The 19,539-nt window shown below is 45.7% G+C and carries 20 protein-coding genes, 1 tRNA gene and 1 pseudogene; 7 read left to right on the forward strand and 15 right to left on the reverse strand.

What is annotated here, in order from left to right:
- Positions 1 to 54 precede the first annotated feature (54 nt).
- Positions 55 to 1,263 (forward strand): molybdopterin molybdotransferase MoeA, encoded by a 1,209-nt coding sequence (locus tag AC2UZJ_RS03995; RefSeq protein ID WP_486948824.1) that lies wholly within the window; start codon positions 55 to 57, stop codon positions 1,261 to 1,263.
- Here the strand turns inward: AC2UZJ_RS03995 and mobA are convergent.
- Genes mobA through AC2UZJ_RS04010 form a run of 3 tightly spaced genes read right to left on the reverse strand, consistent with a single transcriptional unit; the run spans position 1,260 to position 4,079 of the window.
- The gene (mobA, locus tag AC2UZJ_RS04000) at positions 1,260 to 1,883 is read right to left on the reverse strand and encodes a molybdenum cofactor guanylyltransferase MobA (protein ID WP_486948825.1); all 624 of its coding nucleotides are present in this window, start codon (positions 1,881 to 1,883) and stop codon (positions 1,260 to 1,262) included. The genes AC2UZJ_RS03995 and mobA overlap by 4 nt on opposite strands.
- Positions 1,876 to 2,964, reverse strand: a complete 1,089-nt coding sequence (gene moaA, locus AC2UZJ_RS04005; RefSeq protein ID WP_486948826.1) for a GTP 3',8-cyclase MoaA — start codon at positions 2,962 to 2,964, stop codon at positions 1,876 to 1,878. Before moaA ends, mobA begins: the two co-directional genes overlap by 8 nt.
- 38 nt (positions 2,965 to 3,002) lie before the next feature.
- Positions 3,003 to 4,079 (reverse strand): substrate-binding domain-containing protein, encoded by a 1,077-nt coding sequence (locus AC2UZJ_RS04010; protein ID WP_486948827.1) that lies wholly within the window; start codon positions 4,077 to 4,079, stop codon positions 3,003 to 3,005.
- Positions 4,080 to 4,261: 182 nt separating this feature from the next.
- Here AC2UZJ_RS04010 and AC2UZJ_RS04015 point away from each other — a divergent pair, with 182 nt between their 5' ends.
- From AC2UZJ_RS04015 to AC2UZJ_RS04035, 5 genes are read left to right on the forward strand one after another with little or no spacing between them, the layout of a single operon-like run.
- Entirely contained in the window at positions 4,262 to 4,726 is a 465-nt protein-coding gene (locus tag AC2UZJ_RS04015) for a formate dehydrogenase subunit gamma (RefSeq protein ID WP_486948828.1), read from the forward strand.
- 2 nt (positions 4,727 to 4,728) lie between these two features.
- Positions 4,729 to 6,270 (forward strand): formate dehydrogenase beta subunit, encoded by a 1,542-nt coding sequence (locus tag AC2UZJ_RS04020; protein WP_486948829.1) that lies wholly within the window; start codon positions 4,729 to 4,731, stop codon positions 6,268 to 6,270.
- A gap of 14 nt (positions 6,271 to 6,284) precedes the next feature.
- Complete coding sequence (gene fdhF / locus AC2UZJ_RS04025) at positions 6,285 to 9,137, forward strand: formate dehydrogenase subunit alpha (RefSeq protein WP_486948830.1); 2,853 nt, start codon at positions 6,285 to 6,287, stop codon at positions 9,135 to 9,137.
- Between the two features lie 20 nt (positions 9,138 to 9,157).
- Positions 9,158 to 10,000 (forward strand): formate dehydrogenase accessory sulfurtransferase FdhD, encoded by an 843-nt coding sequence (gene fdhD / locus AC2UZJ_RS04030; protein ID WP_486948831.1) that lies wholly within the window; start codon positions 9,158 to 9,160, stop codon positions 9,998 to 10,000.
- A gap of 21 nt (positions 10,001 to 10,021) precedes the next feature.
- Complete coding sequence (locus AC2UZJ_RS04035) at positions 10,022 to 10,291, forward strand: formate dehydrogenase subunit delta (protein ID WP_486948832.1); 270 nt, start codon at positions 10,022 to 10,024, stop codon at positions 10,289 to 10,291.
- On the opposite strand, the gene AC2UZJ_RS04040 is transcribed toward AC2UZJ_RS04035, so the two are convergent.
- The 3 genes from AC2UZJ_RS04040 to AC2UZJ_RS04050 form a co-directional block, all read right to left on the reverse strand.
- The gene (locus AC2UZJ_RS04040; protein WP_486948833.1) at positions 10,221 to 11,279 is read right to left on the reverse strand and encodes a dienelactone hydrolase family protein; all 1,059 of its coding nucleotides are present in this window, start codon (positions 11,277 to 11,279) and stop codon (positions 10,221 to 10,223) included. The genes AC2UZJ_RS04035 and AC2UZJ_RS04040 overlap by 71 nt on opposite strands.
- A gap of 76 nt (positions 11,280 to 11,355) precedes the next feature.
- On the reverse strand, positions 11,356 to 11,817 hold the full coding sequence (locus AC2UZJ_RS04045; protein WP_486948834.1) for a universal stress protein: 462 nt from the start codon (positions 11,815 to 11,817) through the stop codon (positions 11,356 to 11,358).
- Between the two features lie 28 nt (positions 11,818 to 11,845).
- Positions 11,846 to 12,190, reverse strand: coding sequence for a protein tyrosine phosphatase family protein (locus AC2UZJ_RS04050; RefSeq protein ID WP_486948835.1), 345 nt, complete (start codon positions 12,188 to 12,190; stop codon positions 11,846 to 11,848).
- A 118-nt stretch (positions 12,191 to 12,308) separates the two neighbouring features.
- Here AC2UZJ_RS04050 and AC2UZJ_RS04055 point away from each other — a divergent pair, with 118 nt between their 5' ends.
- Positions 12,309 to 12,719: a group III truncated hemoglobin gene (locus AC2UZJ_RS04055; RefSeq protein ID WP_486948836.1), complete on the forward strand. Its 411-nt coding sequence runs from the start codon at positions 12,309 to 12,311 to the stop codon at positions 12,717 to 12,719.
- Here the strand turns inward: AC2UZJ_RS04055 and AC2UZJ_RS04060 are convergent.
- From AC2UZJ_RS04060 to ispE, 9 genes and pseudogenes are all read right to left on the reverse strand, one after another.
- Positions 12,703 to 13,665 (reverse strand): cytochrome-c peroxidase, encoded by a 963-nt coding sequence (locus tag AC2UZJ_RS04060; RefSeq protein WP_486948958.1) that lies wholly within the window; start codon positions 13,663 to 13,665, stop codon positions 12,703 to 12,705. The genes AC2UZJ_RS04055 and AC2UZJ_RS04060 overlap by 17 nt on opposite strands.
- A gap of 159 nt (positions 13,666 to 13,824) precedes the next feature.
- A pseudogene (locus tag AC2UZJ_RS04065) lies at positions 13,825 to 14,155 on the reverse strand (carboxymuconolactone decarboxylase family protein).
- Between the two features lie 26 nt (positions 14,156 to 14,181).
- Positions 14,182 to 15,273: a redox-regulated ATPase YchF gene (gene ychF / locus AC2UZJ_RS04070; protein WP_486948837.1), complete on the reverse strand. Its 1,092-nt coding sequence runs from the start codon at positions 15,271 to 15,273 to the stop codon at positions 14,182 to 14,184.
- Between the two features lie 51 nt (positions 15,274 to 15,324).
- Entirely contained in the window at positions 15,325 to 16,065 is a 741-nt protein-coding gene (locus AC2UZJ_RS04075; RefSeq protein WP_486948838.1) for a CPBP family glutamic-type intramembrane protease, read from the reverse strand.
- Positions 16,062 to 16,655 (reverse strand): aminoacyl-tRNA hydrolase, encoded by a 594-nt coding sequence (gene pth / locus AC2UZJ_RS04080; protein WP_486948839.1) that lies wholly within the window; start codon positions 16,653 to 16,655, stop codon positions 16,062 to 16,064. The genes AC2UZJ_RS04075 and pth overlap by 4 nt, the downstream gene beginning before the upstream one ends.
- A 75-nt stretch (positions 16,656 to 16,730) precedes the next feature.
- Positions 16,731 to 17,372, reverse strand: a complete 642-nt coding sequence (locus tag AC2UZJ_RS04085; RefSeq protein WP_486948840.1) for a 50S ribosomal protein L25/general stress protein Ctc — start codon at positions 17,370 to 17,372, stop codon at positions 16,731 to 16,733.
- A gap of 93 nt (positions 17,373 to 17,465) precedes the next feature.
- Positions 17,466 to 18,416, reverse strand: a complete 951-nt coding sequence (locus tag AC2UZJ_RS04090; protein WP_486948841.1) for a ribose-phosphate pyrophosphokinase — start codon at positions 18,414 to 18,416, stop codon at positions 17,466 to 17,468.
- Positions 18,417 to 18,538: 122 nt separating this feature from the next.
- Positions 18,539 to 18,615: transfer RNA gene (locus AC2UZJ_RS04095), tRNA-Gln, on the reverse strand.
- 4 nt (positions 18,616 to 18,619) lie between these two features.
- A complete protein-coding gene (gene ispE / locus AC2UZJ_RS04100; protein WP_486948842.1) occupies positions 18,620 to 19,537 on the reverse strand; it encodes a 4-(cytidine 5'-diphospho)-2-C-methyl-D-erythritol kinase in 918 nt (305 codons plus the stop codon).
- Positions 19,538 to 19,539 lie beyond the last annotated feature (2 nt).

Genomic DNA, 19,539 nt, shown 5'->3' on the forward strand with positions numbered 1-19,539 from the left:
CTACACCATCCGCCCGCTTTCCCTGCTTTTAATTCTTTTGTTTAAAGAGTGCTTATGTTAGATTTTGATACCGCCCAAGACCGCCTTATACAATCCGCTGTACGCCCTACTCGCAGCGAACGCATACCTGTAGCTCAAGCCATGGGGCGAGTACTCGCTACCAATATTCAAGCCACTATTGCTATTCCTCCCGCAGACAACAGCGCCATGGATGGTTATGCAGTGCGCCTAGCTGATGTTGAAATAGGTAAAGGCCTACCTATACAACAACGCTGCTATGCAGGTGATATTCCCGAAGCGCTTAAATCCGGGCAAGCCATACGCCTTTTTACTGGCAGCCTGATGCCAGCCGGTGCAGACACCGTTATTATTCAAGAAAACTGCACTGAAGAAAATGAAGTGGTTTTTGTACAAAAAACTCCCGCATTACATGCCAATGTGCGTCTTAAAGGCGAAGACATGGGCAAAGACAAAACCATTATTCTTAAAGGCAAACCTCTAAACAGTGGTCACATTGCGGTATTGGCATCTCAAGGAATTACCGAAGTCGACGTTTACCCGATTCCTAAAGTCGGTATTCTGACCACTGGAGATGAACTTACACAACCCGGTGAACCCTTAGAAGAGGGGCATATCTACAACTCAAACGCCCCTATGTTAGCGGCTCTCACGCAGCAACTATTACGTGCCCCCGCGTATAAAATCTTACATGCTAATGACACCTTAGAAGCAATTCAAGAAGCCTTAACCACACTAAGTCAAGAATGTGACCTAGTACTAACCGTAGGAGGCGTTTCAGTCGGGGATAAAGACCTGGTAAAGCCCGCCATTGAATCCTTAGGCGGGGAAGTAAATCTCTGGAAAGTAAAAATGAAACCCGGAAAACCCGTGGCTTTAGCGCATATAGGAGATACACCGGTTATAGGCTTACCGGGTAACCCTGTATCAGCTTATGCGGTATTCACGTTGATGGTTTCACCCATGCTGCGCGTCATCCAAGGCCGTAGGCATGCAATGCCTCGGGTATTTTATGGCAAGATTGAAACCGATCACACCTTCAGTGGCTGGCGGGAGGATTTTATACGCGTACAAGCTAGACCCGAATCAGATGGCAGCTTACGTCTTACTCCACACGTACAACAAGGCTCAGCCATTATTAGCTCTTTAGCTTGGGCTACCGGCTTAGCACGTATACCTGCAGATACGGAAGTTAAGCACGGCGATACCGTCGCCTATTATGACTTTAGGCATTGGGGCTTCTAAGCTAACAGCAGACGATGAGCCCGTTGTAAATCAGCGGGCTCATTAATATTAAAAAAGGCTTCCGCAGGATAATGCTTTAGGTTTACGGCCACAGCGTCTTGCGCCGCTAACCAGCTCTGTACACGACGCTGTCCGGCTAGTAAATATGTTTTTAGGGCCGTTACACTGCTTTTATGTATTAATAAACACAATGGATAGCTGCGCTCGTGTTGTGCATAAAATGCGAGTTTTTGAGGTTGATCCAAATGCGCTTGCCAAAGCGCCTCTATGAGTGCCTCAGGCACAAAAGGGCTATCTACTGGCAGCACCATCAACCATTCTGTAGTGATCTCGCTGAGCATCGCTAAAAGACCTGCTAAAGGCCCTTGGTAACCGGCTAGGTCATCGGGGTCAGCAATTACCTCCCCGTATTTTTTGTATTTATCTTTATTACGATTAGCACTAATCAACAAAGGTGGAGTGCAATAAGGCTGTAATTTTTTAGCCGTGTGTGCCACTAAGGGCTGCCCTGATAAGTCTAAAAGCCCCTTATCTATAACACCACTATCATCGGTTTGAAAACGTCGGGCTAAGCCACCTGTTAAAATGCCACCGCTTAGCTGTAGCCTTGTCTTAACCACCTATATAACTCATCTCAACCTTGTTTTTAGGGGCGGAGTTTGAACCTCGTAGCTCTGAGTAACGATCAGCGCGCCCGTGCCACATTTCCATAATATGCGCAGCGACCTCACCATCTGACATACCGTCGCGTAATAAACTACGCACATCATAACCACGACTACCAAATAAACATAAAAAGAATTGGCCTTCTGGCGATAAACGCATACGGGTGCAGTCGCCACAAAAAGGATTGGATACACTGGTAATAATGCCTATTTCACCACTACCATCTTTGTAACGGTATCTATCTGCCACCTCACCATAATACTCAGAAGCCACTGGCTCTAAATCAAACTCAGAAGACAAGGTTTGAATAATTTGCGCTCCTGTGATCACCTCGGTGAGATTCCAACCATTGGTATTGCCCACATCCATGTATTCGATAAAACGTAGTGAATGACCTTTGCCTTTAAAGTAGCGCGCCATGGGAATAATTTGATCATCATTGATGCCTTTACGCACCACCATGTTGACCTTAACCGGGGCTAAACCTACTTCAGCCGCTTTTTCTATGCCGGCTAATACGCGCTCTACGGCTACGTTGCTGTCGCTAAGCTGGGTAAAACGGGCGCTATCTAGAGCATCTAAGCTCACTGTTACGCGATGTAGGCCGGCCTCTTTAATAGCTTTGGCTTTTTGCGCGAGCAGCGTGGCATTTGTGGTCATAGCAAGCTCCACGGGCTCACCCTCTGGTGTGCGTAATTGCGCAAGCATTTCTATAAGATTTTCAAGGTGTTTGCGCAGTAATGGCTCACCGCCTGTTAGGCGTATTTTACGCACCCCCATTTCTACGGCAATTTTAGCAGTACGGGTGATTTCCTCGAAGCTTAATAACTCAGGCTGCGGCAAAAAAACATGATCACTGCCAAAGACTTCACGCGGCATGCAATAAGTGCAGCGGAAATTACAGCGGTCTGTAACCGAAATACGCAGATCGCGTAAGGGTCTATTTAATTTATCGCGTACACCCCCGCCTTGCGTAGGCACCACAGTAGGCTTACGATGAGTAGCTATAAAAGGGGTTTGGTTGCGTCCAATCATAAGACTTATTAATCTATTATAAATTTTAAGGAGTATTTTTAGCTGAAGGCGTGCTGAAACGTATACAAATGCCCCATCCCTTCAGACTCATAACCGACAAGGTCTTGAATGTACTGCTTATACTCAGCACTACGCACTAAAGAAAGGAAATCTTGTATAGCTTCACTCTTAACCCTATTACGATGAAAAGCAAAGAAATACCGCTCAGCGCCTAGGGAAATAAAGTCTAAGCCACAACGCCAAGCAGCGGTCTCAATACCAAATCCCACATCTGCCATACCACTTGCTACATGAGCAGCTACCGCCATGTGGGTAAACTCTGTAGCACCATAATTTAAGACTAAATCAGCATCTAACTTTGTTTCTTCGAGCATAAGTCGCATTAAATGCCTAGACCCTGAGCCAGGCTGCCGGTTCACGACTCGCACATGGGGATGCATGAGTTGTGCAACGCCATTTATAGCAAGAGGATTACCTTTTTGCACAAACAATCCTACATTTCGTCTAGCCAAAAAAACCAATAATAACTCATCTGACTGAAAATACTGGCTATAGTGTGCTAAAGAAGCAGCTTGATATTTACCGGTAGGTATTTGAAAACCGGCTATATCGCATTCTCCTCGAAGCAAATAAGCTAACGCTTCACCACCTGTGCGGTAATGCAACTCCAGAGCCATTTTAGACCGACTCTTGGCGTTATGCTGTAATAAACCCTCAACGGCAAAACCATGACTGGCATATAAACGTAATACCAGGTGCTCGCCACTATAAAGATCTACTATATTTTGATTAAAATCTTGCTGCAAGCTCTGTAAGCGGGCTTGAGCTTTCTCATTTAATGCATGGTATTGATGAAGTATTTGACTAGCAAACTCAGTGAGCTTACTTCCTTTACGGCGCGAAGTCTCAATTAAACTCACTCCAAAAACCTGTTCTGCTTTACGCACTAAGCCCCAGGCATGCCTATACGACATGCCGCATAATTTAGCTGCTGCAGAAAGATTGCCCAGTTTATCTAGCGCCGTAAAAATAGCGAGCAGCTGATTCAAGTCTATTGTTTCTTCAGCACCCTGAAACTGCCATTGAGGATAAACATTAATAAAAGGCTGTGACATTCAATTAAACCAATCTACTCAAGCTATTAATTAATATGTTATTTATTGCATATAAAAACAGAATAACATGCAAAACACCTCTTATTGATAAGAAACAATATTACTTGTAAATTAACTACTTAATCGCTTTGTCCTTAATAATAATTAATATGTAATTAATCACATATAGGAGATTTTCTCCCATGGCTCATTCGCCGCAAGCCGTTCTAGAGTTAGCACTTAAAAAAAATAGCAGTAAAGAAGGTAATTTATTGCCTATATTGCATACTATTCAAAATCAACTGGGTTATATCCCAGACAGCTTAGTGCCGCCTCTTAGTCAAGCCATTAATCGATCCAGAGCAGAAATCCATGGCGTGATTAGTTTTTATACTCACTTCAGAACCACACCCCCCGCGCCAATACTTTTGGAAGTTTGTAGAGCAGAAGCCTGTCAAGCACGTGGTGCCAATGCCCTCATCGCTCAAACCAAACAACAGTTAGGCTGTGATTTTCATGAAACCAGTGCAGATGGCAATGTTTCCTTAGAACCGGTTTACTGTTTAGGGCTTTGTGCCCAAGGCCCGGCTGCGATGATTAACCATCAACCCATTGCCCACCTCTCTTCCGAGCGGTTAAAGCAGTTACTAGCAGAGCAAGGAGCATAGCAATGAGTCCTATACGTATTTATGTCCCTATGGATACGGCTGCTGTGGCTGCAGGCGCCGATACTCTGGTACCCGTTATTAACGAAATGGCAGCGGCCCAAAATCATCTCGTAGAAATCATTCGTAACGGCACGCACGGCATGCTGTGGCTAGAGCCTTTGGTGGAAATAGAAACCGCCACAGGGCGTGTTGCCTATGGCCCGGTGCAGCTTACAGACCTGGAAAGCTTATTTGCTGCAGACTGGTTAACGGTTGCAGCTAGCACACACCCTTTATATCAAGGCCCTACCTTTGATATACCTTATTTAAAAAATCAAGAACGTCTTACTTTCGCTAGAGTGGGGCTAAATGATCCTCTGTGCTTACAAGCTTATGCCGAACAAGGCGGTTGGGAAGGGTTAAACAATGCCCTTAATCACGGTCCACAAGAGATTGTGAACATTCTGACGGCTTCTGGTCTGCGAGGGCGTGGTGGAGCAGCTTTTCCTACAGGTATTAAATGGAATACCGTCTTAAACGCTACCGCTGAACAAAAATACGTAGTATGTAATGCTGATGAAGGCGATTCGGGCACGTTTTCAGATCGTATCTTGATGGAAGGTGATCCTTACACCCTAATTGAAGGCATGATTATTGCTGGCTTAGCCGTTAATGCCAATTATGGCTATATTTATGTGCGCTCTGAATACCCCATCGCGATAGACGTATTAGAACAAGCAATAGCACATGCCTATGAGGCCAATTATCTGGGTAAAAACATACAAGGTTCACGCCACTGCTTTGATTTGGAAGTACGCAAAGGTGCAGGCTCTTATATCTGTGGCGAAGAAACCGCTTTACTAGAAAGCTTAGAAGGCAAGCGAGGTGAAATCCGTTTCAAACCACCCTTACCCGCTTTACAAGGTTTTATGGGTCAACCCACCGTCGTCAATAATGTAGTCTCCTTAGCTTCAGTACCTATTATCTTGGCTAAAGGCGCGGATTATTATAAAGACTATGGCGTAGGCAAATCCCACGGCACCTTAGCCTTTCAGCTTACGGGCAATATCAAACAGGGTGGATTAGTAGAAAAAGCCTTCGGTCTTAGTTTACGAGAACTGCTGTATGACTTTGGCGGCGGCAGCGCTTCAGGACTGCCATTACGGGCAGTGCAAGTGGGTGGGCCTCTAGGTGCCTACTTAGCCGAAACCGACTGGGACGCCCCCATGGATTACGAAAGCTATGCAGCTATGTCTGCCATGATAGGACATGGTGGCATTGTGGCTTTTGATACCACCGCAGATATGGGCGAATTAGCGCAATATGCCATGGAGTTTTGTGCCATTGAGTCCTGTGGTAAGTGCACGCCCTGCCGTATTGGCTCCACCCGTGGGGTAGAAACCATCGCCAAAATTCGTCAACAGATAGAACCTGAAAAGAACCTTGAGTTACTGCATGATCTTTGCGACACCATGGAAGCCACTTCACTTTGTGCCTTAGGCGGTATGACGCCTTACCCAGTGCGCTCAGCCCTCAAACATTTTGCTGCCGATTTTGCCAAATAAAGGAGATCATCATCATGCTAGAAACTGTTGTTATTCGCGATAGAGATTTAGGCACTCCGGCTCCGGTGGCTACGGAAGCAGTAACGGTATTTATTGATGGCCATGAAATTAACGCCCCCGTTGGCAGCTCCATCATGCGTGCAGCCGCCTTAGCGGGCATTAACATCCCTAAGCTTTGCGCTACTGACTCCTTAGAGCCTTTTGGCTCCTGTAGACTGTGCTTAGTAGAAATCGAAGGCAGACGTGGCCAGCCAGCCTCCTGTACTACCTTAGTGGAAGAAGGCTTAGTTATCACGACTGAAAACGCCAAACTCAATAAGCTACGGCGTAATGTGATGGAGTTATATATTTCCGATCACCCCCTAGACTGTTTAATGTGCTCGGCCAATGGGAACTGCGAACTGCAAGATGCAGCAGGCCAAGTGGGCTTGCGTGAGGTGCGTTATGGCTTTGAAGGCGCTAACCATCTGGATGACTGTGCAGACACCTCTAATCCCTATTTCACCTTTGACCCTAAGCTATGTATTGTCTGTAACCGCTGTGTGCGTGCCTGTGAAGAAACCCAAGGCACCTTTGCCCTAACCGTTGATGGCAGAGGTTTTGAGGCTCGTATTACAGCCGGTCAAAACGACAGCTTCTTAGACAGTGATTGCGTGTCATGTGGTGCCTGTGTGGCCGCTTGCCCCACCGCTTCACTCATGGAAAACACCGTCATAGAAATGGGCCAGCCTGAGCATGCCATCATCACCACTTGCGCTTATTGCGGTGTGGGCTGCGGCTTAAAAGCAGAAATGAAAGGCGAAGAAGTAGTACGCATGACACCATGGAAAGATGGCAAAGCTAACCGCGGTCATGCCTGTGTAAAGGGCCGTTTTGCCTGGGGTTATGCCACGCACGAAGATCGTATTACCACTCCCATGATACGTCAAAGTATTCACGAGCCTTGGCAAGAAGTTAGCTGGGAAGAAGCATTAAACTATGCCGCCAATCAAATCCACCGTATTCAAAATCAATATGGCACCCATTCCGTAGGTGGTATTACCTCTTCGCGCTGCACCAACGAAGAAACCTACTTGGTGCAAAAACTGGTACGTGCTGCTTTTGGCACGAATAATGTAGATACTTGCGCCCGAGTATGTCACTCTCCTACCGGTTACGGACTAAAGCAAACCTTAGGGGAGTCCGCCGGTACACAAACTTTTGATTCGGTGATGCACAGCGATGTAATTGTGGTGATGGGCGCTAACCCTTCAGACGCTCACCCGGTTTTTGCTTCACGCATGAAACGTCGTTTACGACAAGGCGCTAAACTAATTGTGATAGACCCTCGGGCTATTGAATTAGTATCTGCGCCGCATGTTAAAGCAGCTATTCACTTACCCCTGTTACCTGGCACTAATACTGCTCTGTTATCAGCCCTAGGGCATGTGATTGTTACGGAAGATCTTTTAGACCACGAATACATCGCCGCACGCTGTGACTTAACATCTTTTGAGGACTGGAAACATGCTGTGAGCCAACCAGAAAACTCACCCGAAGCCATGGCTGAAATTACCGGTGTACCTGCTAAAGACATACGTGCAGCGGCTCGTTTATACGCCACCGGTGGTGCTGCCGCTATTTATTACGGCTTAGGCGTAACTGAACACACACAAGGCTCCACTTCCGTGATGGCTATTGCTAACCTTGCCATGGCCACCGGTAATATAGGGGCAGAAGGGATGGGTGTGAATCCTTTACGGGGTCAAAACAATGTACAGGGTTCGTGTGATATGGGCTCCTTCCCACACGAATTACCCGGTTATAGACACGTATCCGACACCACCACTCGTACTTTATTTGAAGAGGCTTGGGGCGTGAAAATTGGTCATGAGCCGGGGCTACGCATTCCGAATATGTTTGATGCAGCCATGGGTGGCTCCTTCAAAGCGCTGTATTGCCAAGGGGAGGACATCGCTCAGTCTGACCCGGATACCCAATACGTGGCAGCCGCCTTATCGTCCATGGAATGTGTGATTGTGCAGGATTTATTTTTAAATGAAACCGCTAAATACGCTCATGTTTTTCTCCCCGGCTCTTCGTTCTTAGAAAAAGAGGGCACCTTCACTAATGCTGAACGCCGCATCTCTAGGGTACGTCAAGTCATGGCCCCTAAAAATGGGATGGCTGATTGGGAGATCACCTGTGCTTTATCGACTGCCTTAGGTTACCCCATGACGTATAATCACCCTAGTGAAATAATGGATGAAATTGCCCGCTTAACGCCTACTTTCCAAGGGGTGAGTTATGAGCGCATCGAAAACTTAGGTGGTAGCGTACAATGGCCTTGTAATGAAGAGGCGCCAGAAGGCACGCCCATTATGCATGAGCAGGAGTTTGTGCGCGGCAAAGGGCGTTTTATGGTCACGCAATACGTGCCTACGGCTGAGCGCACCTCGCGTAAATTTCCGCTACTCTTAACCACAGGCCGTATCTTGACACAATATAATGTAGGCGCTCAAACCCGCCGCACTCATAATGTGCAATGGCATGATCAAGATAGACTCGCCCTGCACCCACACGATGCCGAAGAGCGTGGCATCAAAACAGGCGATTTTGTCACCATTAGCAGCCGTACGGGTGAAACCGTACTCCAAGCAGAAGTGAGCACTGAAATTCAGCCGGGCGTGGTTTACACCACCTTTCATTTCCCCCAATCAGGTGCCAATGTAGTGACTACTGAAAACTCCGACTGGGCCACCAATTGTCCAGAATACAAAGTCACAGCGGTGCAAATTAAAAAAACCACCCACGCACATTCTGATTGGCAACAGCAATGGTTACAGCAACACAAACACCAACATGCTTTGCTACTCGACGAACTTTAAGCCAACTAACGTGATGGATTATGTCAAATTTTACCGCAGCCAATACTGAGCTAGCATCAGGCCATAGAGAACGTACGGTGTGGCGTCAAAAACGCCATGAAAATGCCCAAGCTGAACCCGATGCGCTTGCCACCGAAGTACCCGTGGCATTGCAATACAACGGCATCAGTCATGCCGTCTTATTGGCGACTCCTACTTTCTTAGAAGATTTGGCCTTGGGGTTTTCTTATACAGAAGGCATTATTCGTACGACTGATGATATTTATGATGTTCAAATCGAACAAGATGAACGCGGCTATAGCGTAGATATAGAAATGGCCTCTGCTTGCCTCAATCAGCTCAAACAGCGTCGTCGTCAATTAGCAGGGCGTACAGGCTGTGGTTTATGTGGCTTAGAAAGTCTCAATGAGGTACGTCGCCAATTGCCTATTGTTCCAGCCCCTACTCAGCCCTACCAACGCGATGCCATTTTTACCGCCTTAGATCAATTGCGTGATCAACAGCCTTTGCATCAAATTACGGGCGCCACCCATGCCGCTGGTTGGGCTAATTTATCGGGTGATATACAAGTAGTGCGTGAAGACGTGGGTCGTCACAATGCCTTAGATAAACTGATTGGCCATTTACTCAAACAACAAGTTGCTACCTCTGAGGGCATGATGGTGGTGTCTAGCCGTGCCAGCTTTGAAATGGTGCAAAAAACTGCTGCTTTTGGTGTGCCTATTTTAATAGCCGTTTCTGCTCCCACTAGCTATGCCATTCAAGTAGCGGAAGAGCTGGGTTTATTACTGGTGGCCTTTGGGCGTGCTAAGCAATTTTCTGCTTATAGCCATCCGGCTTTCTTAAGCTCCAATCCTAGCTAAAACAAGAATAAATATAATATTATGAACATTAATACCTTGATTACTATGTTGAATCAAATAGGGGCTTTTTTTGTGTCTCAACCTGATCAAAAACAAGCCGAACATGATCTAGCAAATCATATTCGGCTATTTTGGGAGCCCCGCATGCGCAGCGCTATTTTTGATTTCTTAGCTCAACACCCCAATGGTACACACCCTGAATCGGGGGCTGAACTGATGCCTATTGTACTGTCTGCCCTAACGCACCACCAGGAGCGGCTTCAGCCACGGCCTGATGTAAAAAGCCAATAATACTGAACCATAAAGACTTATTGGCTTCGGCTAACGCCTGCACCTGCCCAGCATCCGCGGCATGGGGAGTGGTGGGTATATGCGGAAAACGCAAACCTGCTGCCACACCCTCAAAGTCATACCACTGAAAATTATAATCAAAGCCATATTGCTGTAGGCGCTTACCAATAGACTCCTGATAAGCACTGCTGCTATGCGCTCTACCCGATGCCAAGAGCAAAGGCGCCTGCATCTCTTCTATGGCTAAAGGATGAATATCGTTAGGTGCTGCAGCTGTGGGCTCACATGCGATAACGGCTGAAACCTGTGAAGACAAATGCACACCTAATAACAAAGCTAACTCAGCGCCTTCCTCATACCCTGAAACCGCTACAAAATGATGCTTAGGACGAACTTTTTCACGTAACCAGTCCAACGCCTGAGAAAAATAAACCAGTACCTCATCTGCTGCATCAATGGTGGGAGTTTCTGTATAGTCCAAAGCTAAGGCCGCATAACCTCTTGCCGCATACAGGGCCGCATGGGCTTCATCGACTCCAGAAGAAGCTTGCCTTTTCAAAACCACTACTGCAGGCACTGCGGCACCAGCAGGTACAAATAACACCCCTTTAATACCTTCCTCTCTAATTTCTACCCGCTGCACGCTCTCGTGAGTGAGACGTTGCGTAATGACCGTGGGCTTAAGCTCTGCCGTTTTATGGATACCGCTTTGTGCCTCCACCACCGTTTGTAAACTATGGTGCACTGACAAAGGAAAGAGTTCGGTAGCTGCGGCATTTTCCGCTTTTTGCTTATAAATAAGACTCATTGGGCAGTCAGCTTCACCTTTTTCATCACTTTGCACCCTCAGCTCACTGCGCCAAATTTGGCCAGCTCGTTCCGTTTTCGTGGTAATAAGCACCTCAGCATGAGCTGGCGCCCCTTTTAAGGTAATTTTTCTATCTATATCAATAAGAGCGTCTGCAAAATCGACGTTAATTTCCAACATAATTTCGCCCAAAATAATAAAAAGCGCCTGCTAAGCGTAAAGCCTGCAGGCGCTTTAGAATCCGTGTATATTCCTATTACTTGGTATCTTTAACGCGATAAACCAATACAGCGCAAGGAGCCAAGTTAAGTACCTTCGCAGTCACACTACCAAGTAGTAAACGAGATAAACCACTGCGGCCATGACTACCTATAAAGATCAAATCACAATCTTCTTCTACTGCTGCGCTTGCTATAGCATCCGCCACATTAAAATTAGATACAGACAAATGAGAGGCTTTAACACCGGCTGTATCAGCACGGTCTAAAATAGCTTGTATGTATTTATTAGACTGCTTAGAAGCGGTTTTTTCATAGTCTTCGTCAGTAATTGCATAGGCTGCAGCCATACCATCAAAACCTACTGTGGCAGCAAAAGGCTGTGTGACATGTAAAGCCACCACTTCAGCACCTATTTGACGCGCAAAAGCGACGCCTTTATTTGCCGCCTGCGCGGATAGCGTGGAACCATCAGTAGGTATAAGGATTTTTTTAAACATAGTTTGCCCCAATGTTGAATTAGTAAGATTAACCTGCTTGTTGTGCTAATTGATGCAAAGTGGCACAACGTTGACCGCTACGGCAATAAGCTAAAGTAGGCGTGGGTAAATTTGCACAGCGCAGCTTGAACTCCTGTACATTTTCCGACGTGATATCACTTGCCACAACCGGCATATAGCAAGCAACTAAACCTGCCTGCTCAGCGGCTTTAAGCATCTCATCTGACTTAGATTCTGCATCGGTTAACTCAAAATCAGGCCTATTGATGATCACGCTTTTAAAGCCCGCATCTGCTACTGATTGCATATCAGCAGGGCTTAATTGGGCTGACACCGCAAAAACGTCAGTGATAGACTGGATATCAAGACTCATTCGCTTCTCCGCTTTAGAATATAAATAATACGTCTAGTGTAGATGATATTTAAAAAATCAACCACCTTATTAGTCCCTAATACTAAAGGCTAAGCCAAACCACCTTAAAGGAAAAAACATGACGGATTCCATTTGTACCCGTGAGGAAATCAAAGCTCTTGTAGATGATTTTTATGCACAAATTCGAGTGCATAAAAATCTAGGACCTATTTTTAACGCCCATATACAGGATTGGCCCACCCACTTAAATACCATGGTGGACTTTTGGTCTTCTATTATACTAAAAACCGGGGAGTTCTCAGGCTCACCAATGATGAAACACGCCGCCATCCCTCATCTTTCAGCAGAGCTTTTTGAGCAATGGCTAGCGTTATTTGAGCAGGTATGCGCCGAACGTAAGAACCGCGCCCTCGGGGACGCGGCTTGGCTATTTGCCCAACGCATAGCACGCAGTCTCTGGATGGGGTATCAACTAAATCAACAACCTAATACCACACCAACGGATTTAGCTCTTAATCGAAGGGCGTAGGACGTGGCGTTTTATCGTGAGAAGGAGGTAAAATAGGTAATACTATTTCAGGCTGCTTACCTGTAAGAGATTGTAAAAATGCAACAATCTGTGCATTTTCTTCGGGAGTAAAGTGTCTACCTAACTGCAATCTGCCCATAATATCAACGGCTTCAGTCAAGGTATCTACGGCTCCGTCGTGGAAATAAGGATAGGTAAGAGCAACATTACGCAAAGTAGGAACTTTAAAACTAAAGCGGTCTGCATCTTTACCTGTCACTGCGGCACGCCCCTCAGCAGGATTAGTAGTTTGATAAGGCTCTATTAACCCCATCTTTTGGAACGAGCTCCCCCCTAAGTTGACGCCATTATGACAGGCTATACAGCCGCTGACTTTGAATAGCTGATAGCCAGCTAATTCTTGATCTGTGAGTGCATCATCATCACCTTTAAGCCAAAGATCAAAAGGGGCATCAGGCGTCACTAAAGTTTCTTCAAATACCGCTATGGCGTCGGTGATTTCTTCTATACCAAAATCAGTTTTTCCATACACTGTATTAAATTCATCAACGTATTGGGGTATAGATTTCAGTACCTCTACGGCTAGCTCGTGCGTAAAGCCCATTTCCATGGGATTAGCAATAGGCCCCCCCGCTTGATCTTGAAGCGTCTGTGCGCGCCCATCCCAAAACTGGGCCATGTTTAAGCTGGAGTTTAAAACAGTAGGGGAGTTAATTGGCCCTTCTTGCCACCTATCTCCTATAGACGTTTTAATATTATCCGAGCCCCCCATACTTAAGTTATGACAAGAGTTACAGGATATAAAACCTGATTTTGATAAGCGTGGATCAAAAAAAAGTTTTTTACCTAACTCTACCTTGGCAGGCTCCTCAATAACAGCAGCAGTGACGGGCTGTATAGGCTCACTACGAAGCGTTTCTGCTGAAGCGGCAACGCCCAAACACATGCTCACTAAAGCAGCGGAAAACCGTAAGCTAAACATACCTATTTCCTTTGTAATAGAAAATACTATTATATCCCTATTTTATATATGGTTATTGACATGTAACAAACAATCTTGAAAAATAAACACATAATAGTTAGGTATGTTTAGCCCAAAAAAAGCTTACCCAGAAAACTCATCAAAAGCTTGGCGGGCTTTCATGGCGTACATTAAGGAAGGGCCACCACCCATATAAATGGCGGTAGAAAGCACCTCTTCTAACTCTTCACGTGTGATGCCAAGCTTAGTGAAAACCAATACACGGATCACAACGCGTAGCAATGGCAATACCTAGCGCTACGTATTCTTTGGTTTTAGCATCGAGCACACCATCTTTACCGGCAGCCTGTGCCATTTTAGAAAAAGCTCCCATGACTTCAGGCTGATTTTTACCAAAGCCCTGCATCTCTTTACTAATTCCTGTAGTTAATTTTTTATAGCTAATCTGGCTCATATCTATTCCTATACCATTATTATCAATTACACATTAAACAAAAAGTTCAGCACATCACCGTCTTTGACGATGTAATCCTTCCCTTCTGCACGCATCTTACCGGCCTCTTTGGCACCCTGCTCACCTTTAAACTGAATGAAATCATCATAGGCAATGGTCTGAGCACGAATAAAACCACGCTCAAAATCTGTGTGAATCACACCTGCCGCTTGCGGTGCCGTAGCGCCTACCGGTACAGTCCAAGCTCGAACTTCTTTAACGCCTGCTGTAAAGTAAGTCTGTAGACCCAATAAATTATAACCCGCTCGAATAACGCGATTTAAGCCTGGCTCATCCATCCCAAGATCTTCAAGGAAGACGGCTTTATCCTCTTCGTCTAACTGGGCAATATCCGCTTCAACGGCAGCACACACCGCTACTACGGGCGCCCCTTCTTTAGCTGCATAGTCTTCAACTAGGCTTAGATATGGATTGTTTTCAAAGCCATCTTCTTGTACGTTTGCCACATACATAGCCGGTTTAGCAGTAATAAAGCAATACTGCTTCAAGGCTTCCGTCTCTACCTCATCAAAGTTTAAGGCGCGTACGGGCGTGCCTTCGCTCAAAGCCGCCACTACGCGTTCTAACGTAGCAGCTAAGCGGATGGCTTCTTTATCACCTGAACGTGCAGTGCGCTGATTACGTTGTAAGGCACGCTCTGCGCTGGCTAAGTCAGCCAATGCCAATTCAGTATGAATAACCTCTATATCGGAAATAGGATCCACCTTGCCCGATACATGCACCACGTTTTCATCCTCAAAACAGCGCACCACATGCACAATAGCATCGGTTTCGCGAATATTGGCTAAAAACTGATTTCCTAAGCCTTCACCCTCAGAGGCGCCCGCTACTAAGCCGGCAATATCTACAAACTCAACCACTGCTGGCAGCACGCGTTCTGGCTGAACAATTTCAGCCAATGGCACTAAACGTGGATCAGGCACCTCCACTACACCCACATTGGGTTCAATAGTACAAAACGGGTAGTTCTCTGCAGCGATACCGGCCTTGGTCAGCGCGTTGAACAAAGTAGATTTACCGACGTTGGGCAGACCAACAATGCCGCATTGAAGTGACATGGCTTTCCTAAATAAAAATAGTTAAAAAATTAAAAAATATATTTATATATATTATAACTGTTCGGACATCAAACTCATTATGGCCATAATCAACAATATAGGCCCAGAGTTAAAAACAGCATGCAAAATAATACTTGCCCCAATCCCCCTACGCACACGTAACCAAGCTAAAACTAAACCGGTGACAAATTGCGGTAGTATCAATAAAGGCAATACAAATAAAGAAATTTGGCTAAACTTAAAGTTATAAAGATGCAAGGCAGCAAACAGCACCGTAGAACCATAAAATGCCCAGCCAAAATGACGAACATAGAACTTGTTCCAACGGCGCGGCCAAACAGCGCTTTGCACTCTCTTTATATTAGGGCGCATAAACAACAACAAAACCACCCCACAAAGGGCTATAACGGTTAACGTTTGTGGCCCAGTAAATAAGGCCCATGCAGTCACAGGTAGCACCCATAAAAACTGCGAAGGGCGCCGTAATACGTATCTAAACACCATTTCTTCTACTACCGGTGCCCACAACACGGCTTGTTTCCAAGGAATATTACTCAGATCCAGCTTATGTTGTGCACCTGCGGAAGTAGCTACCATTGCAGCCAAAGGGCCAAATACCGTAATATTAATTAACCATAAAAACGCTGCCCATTGCAGCATGCGCTTTAAACCTAACCCATTCGTCCAATCCGTGTGCCAGCCTTGCCCTAACTCTTGATGGGGTAAACGAGGACTTAAACGGGGCTGACGTAAGAATCGGAAGAAGTCTCGCAGCTCATCTCTAAATTTCACCCATTGCCCCCGTGCAACTGCTCTATGGCTTGATCAAAATTACCTGCTAATAATGCATTTAAAATATGATCACAGCGCCATAAGGCCTCTTCTATAGCTTGGCGTTCCGCAGCTCGCGGTGGACCCAATACAAAAGGAGATACCTGCTGCGCTAAACCTAGGCTGCGCGGATGACCTATACCTATACGCAAACGCCAAAAGTCTGGGCTAGAAAAAACCTGTTGAATATCACGTAAACCATTGTGCCCCGCATGACCACCGCCTTTTTTTAACTTGGCCTGACCTGGTAACAAATCTAATTCATCGTGCAACACCAAAACCTGTTCAGGCTGTAATTTATAAAAGCGCATTAAGGCACCAGCCGCTTGGCCAGACCTATTCATGAATGTGGTGGGTTTTGCAATGATAATAGGCTGATTTTCAAAGCGCCCTTTAGCCACCCAAGCCGCCATATTTTTTTCTAAAGAAAAAGAGCAATGGAGTTTTTTAGCGTATTCATCCGCTAACCAAAAACCCGCATTATGACGGGTTTTCTCATACTCCGCACCTGGATTACCCAAACCTATAATTAAACGAATCCCTTCCGACATATTTCTTCCCAAAAAAACCCCTGCCAGCCATGTATGCCAACAGGGGTTTAGTATAACGCGTAGCGTTAAAGGCGATTACTCAGCCGCTGGCTCTTCACCAGATGCTTCACCCTCTTCACCATCCACCTCGTCTTCTTCTTCGTCATCAGCAGGGCCACGGACACTCACAGCTGTAACTAACGTAGGATTAGGATCAACGTGTATACCAGCGTATGTAACACCTTCTGGTAGTGTGATATCTTCTAGAGTAATGGTTTGATCTTCTTCTAGATTACCTAGATCTACCTCAATGGATGCGGGTAGGTCTGCAGGTAAACATGTGATTTCTAGATCGTTCATTAAGTGGCTAATAACCTGAGCATGTAGTTTTACTGCAGGAGACTCATCACCGTTGATGAAATCAAACGGTACGTTTGTGGTGAGCTCTTGGTCTGCACGTACACGTTGGAAGTCAACGTGCAATACTTGCTGCTTGTATGGATGCCACTGTACGGCACGCAAAATCACTTTTTCTTTTTTACCGTCTAAATCCATATCTAGAATAGAAGCGTGAAAAGCATCTTTACGCAAATCGTGATAGATTTGGTTGTGATCTAGAGTAATAACGGCTACATCAATACCACCACCATAAACAATGGCTGGTACCTGGCCCGCGTGACGCAGGCGGCGGCTCGCACTCGATCCGTGTACGTTACGCGTAGAGGCTGAAAATTTCATGGGAGAACTCCAAAGTTGCGACGAATAATAAAAAATATATCGCAAATAATAAAAACAGCGCGCCGCGACCAGCGCCCTGTGTTGGAAACTAACTTAATCTACAAATAAAGAACTGACAGACTCAGCCGTAGAAATGCGCAACATGGTTTCACCCAATAGGGCGGCACATGAAAGCTGACGAATCTTTTCACATTCCTTCGCTTCAGCAGATAAAGGGATGGTGTCAGTTACTACTAATTCATTGAGCTCAGAGCTTTTAATACGTTCTATAGCCTCACCGGACAACACGGGATGGGTACAATACGCATAAACCGCGACTGCGCCGCGTTCTTTAAGCGCTTCAGCCGCTTTACAAAGCGTACCGGCCGTATCCACCATATCGTCCATGAGAATACAGGTACGCCCCTTCACGTCACCAATAATATTCATGATTTCAGAGACGTTAGCACGGGGCCGGCGCTTATCAATAATGGCCAAATCGGCTTCTAGCTGCTTTGCTAAAGCGCGTGCCCTGACCACACCACCAATATCAGGTGAAACCACCACTAAATCCTGGTAATTACAGCGCCAGATATCGCCTAATAAAATGGGCGAAGCATAGATGTTGTCAACAGGAATATCAAAGAAACCCTGAATTTGGTCTGCATGTAGATCCATAGTCATTACACGATCTACACCGGCAACTTGCAGCATATTAGCTACGACTTTAGCTGTAATGGCTACCCGCGCTGAGCGTGAACGACGATCTTGACGCGCATAACCAAAATAAGGAATGGCGGCGGTAATACGACCTGCCGAAGCACGACGCAAAGCGTCTACCATTACCATGATTTCCATTAAATTATCATTAGTGGGAGCGCAAGTGGGTTGTAAAACAAAAACATCTCTACCTCGTACGTTTTCGTTAATTTCAACCATAACTTCTCCGTCCGAGAAGCGACCTACGGTCATTTTGCCAAGAGACATGTCTAGATGATTTGCCACATCTACAGCCAAACGTGGGTTTGCTGTACCGGTGAAAATCATGAATCGGTCGTGTGCCATGATGTGTGGGTCGTAGAATTGATTTATTTGGTGCGTAAAAAAATAAAGCCGTTGACTGTGTCCTATGTGGAAAACAGCTCAACAGCTTTATTGTGATGCAGACTGTGAAGCCTGTAAAGGTATGGCTGGGGATGAAGGATTCGAACCTTCGCATGCCGGAATCAAAATCCGGTGCCTTAACCAACTTGGCTAATCCCCAAATTCTATTCTGTAACCCAATTATATAATGGGTGGTTACTAAGCCCTTTTACTAACCAGATACTGAGCTTCTCATGTAAAGCTGGTTGTTCGAGCAATATGCTACTACATAATGCTTTGTGCTGTCTAGTGGCTTTGGCTTCTTCATTAAAAACTAAAAACACACTTGAACCTGACCCCGTCATTCTAGCATGTAAATTTTTACTGCGCAAGTAAGACAATAATAATTGAATGTCATTTGCATACTTACTAGCTATGGGTTCTAGCACATTTACACCATATAAATCTAAAGTGCCACTAGAGGCTTCTTTAGGGGCATATGCTGTAAAGTCTGTAACTATAACCGGCTCTAAATCTCTTGTCAAGAAAGTGTCATTGAAAATAATAGGAGTTGCGACTGAAACGTCTGGTTTTAACAAAACATAGGTGTAAGCGGGCACCTCCACAGCTTGTAACTTTTCACCTATGCCTTCTGCAAAAGCACTACGGCCAAAAATAAAAACCGGCACATCAGCCCCTAGCTGTAAACCCAACCGCATAAGCTGGGTGCGACTTAAACCCGTTTGCCATAATTTATTTAAAGCCATGAGCGTGGTGGCAGCATCACTAGAGCCTCCACCCAAACCCGCACCTGCAGGAATGTTTTTCTCACAAGCAATATCAGCCCCGAAAGCGGTGTTAGTATGCTGCTGCAATAAATGAGCAGCTCGCATAATTAAATCGTCTTCCGCCGCCAGACCTTCAACGGTGCTCCCTATACGCACGATTTTACCGTCAGTGCGTAAAGTGAAATCTAAATAATCACATAAATCCACAAAGGTAAATACACTTTGCAGTAAATGATAACCATCCGCTCTACGCCCTATTAGGTGTAGAAATAAATTTAACTTGGCAGGCGCAGGTACACGTAACAGTGAGCTCATAA

It is taken from the genome of Paenalcaligenes sp. DL 309 (assembly GCF_057475285.1).

What these genes read in the sequence shown, in the direction of transcription:
- AC2UZJ_RS03995 (WP_486948824.1), top strand. Translation starts at nt 55, where the DNA reads ATGTTAGATTTTGATACCGCCCAAGACCGCCTTATACAATCCGCTGTA.
- moaA (WP_486948826.1), bottom strand. Translation starts at nt 2,964, where the DNA reads ATGATTGGACGCAACCAAACCCCTTTTATAGCTACTCATCGTAAGCCT.
- AC2UZJ_RS04010 (WP_486948827.1), bottom strand. Translation starts at nt 4,079, where the DNA reads ATGTCACAGCCTTTTATTAATGTTTATCCTCAATGGCAGTTTCAGGGT.
- AC2UZJ_RS04015 (WP_486948828.1), top strand. Translation starts at nt 4,262, where the DNA reads ATGGCTCATTCGCCGCAAGCCGTTCTAGAGTTAGCACTTAAAAAAAAT.
- AC2UZJ_RS04020 (WP_486948829.1), top strand. Translation starts at nt 4,729, where the DNA reads ATGAGTCCTATACGTATTTATGTCCCTATGGATACGGCTGCTGTGGCT.
- fdhF (WP_486948830.1), top strand. Translation starts at nt 6,285, where the DNA reads ATGCTAGAAACTGTTGTTATTCGCGATAGAGATTTAGGCACTCCGGCT.
- fdhD (WP_486948831.1), top strand. Translation starts at nt 9,158, where the DNA reads ATGTCAAATTTTACCGCAGCCAATACTGAGCTAGCATCAGGCCATAGA.
- AC2UZJ_RS04035 (WP_486948832.1), top strand. Translation starts at nt 10,022, where the DNA reads ATGAACATTAATACCTTGATTACTATGTTGAATCAAATAGGGGCTTTT.
- AC2UZJ_RS04040 (WP_486948833.1), bottom strand. Translation starts at nt 11,279, where the DNA reads ATGTTGGAAATTAACGTCGATTTTGCAGACGCTCTTATTGATATAGAT.
- AC2UZJ_RS04045 (WP_486948834.1), bottom strand. Translation starts at nt 11,817, where the DNA reads ATGTTTAAAAAAATCCTTATACCTACTGATGGTTCCACGCTATCCGCG.
- AC2UZJ_RS04050 (WP_486948835.1), bottom strand. Translation starts at nt 12,190, where the DNA reads ATGAGTCTTGATATCCAGTCTATCACTGACGTTTTTGCGGTGTCAGCC.
- AC2UZJ_RS04055 (WP_486948836.1), top strand. Translation starts at nt 12,309, where the DNA reads ATGACGGATTCCATTTGTACCCGTGAGGAAATCAAAGCTCTTGTAGAT.
- AC2UZJ_RS04060 (WP_486948958.1), bottom strand. Translation starts at nt 13,665, where the DNA reads ATGTGTTTGGGCGTTGCCGCTTCAGCAGAAACGCTTCGTAGTGAGCCT.
- ychF (WP_486948837.1), bottom strand. Translation starts at nt 15,273, where the DNA reads ATGTCACTTCAATGCGGCATTGTTGGTCTGCCCAACGTCGGTAAATCT.
- pth (WP_486948839.1), bottom strand. Translation starts at nt 16,655, where the DNA reads ATGTCGGAAGGGATTCGTTTAATTATAGGTTTGGGTAATCCAGGTGCG.
- AC2UZJ_RS04085 (WP_486948840.1), bottom strand. Translation starts at nt 17,372, where the DNA reads ATGAAATTTTCAGCCTCTACGCGTAACGTACACGGATCGAGTGCGAGC.
- AC2UZJ_RS04090 (WP_486948841.1), bottom strand. Translation starts at nt 18,416, where the DNA reads ATGGCACACGACCGATTCATGATTTTCACCGGTACAGCAAACCCACGT.
- ispE (WP_486948842.1), bottom strand. Translation starts at nt 19,537, where the DNA reads ATGAGCTCACTGTTACGTGTACCTGCGCCTGCCAAGTTAAATTTATTT.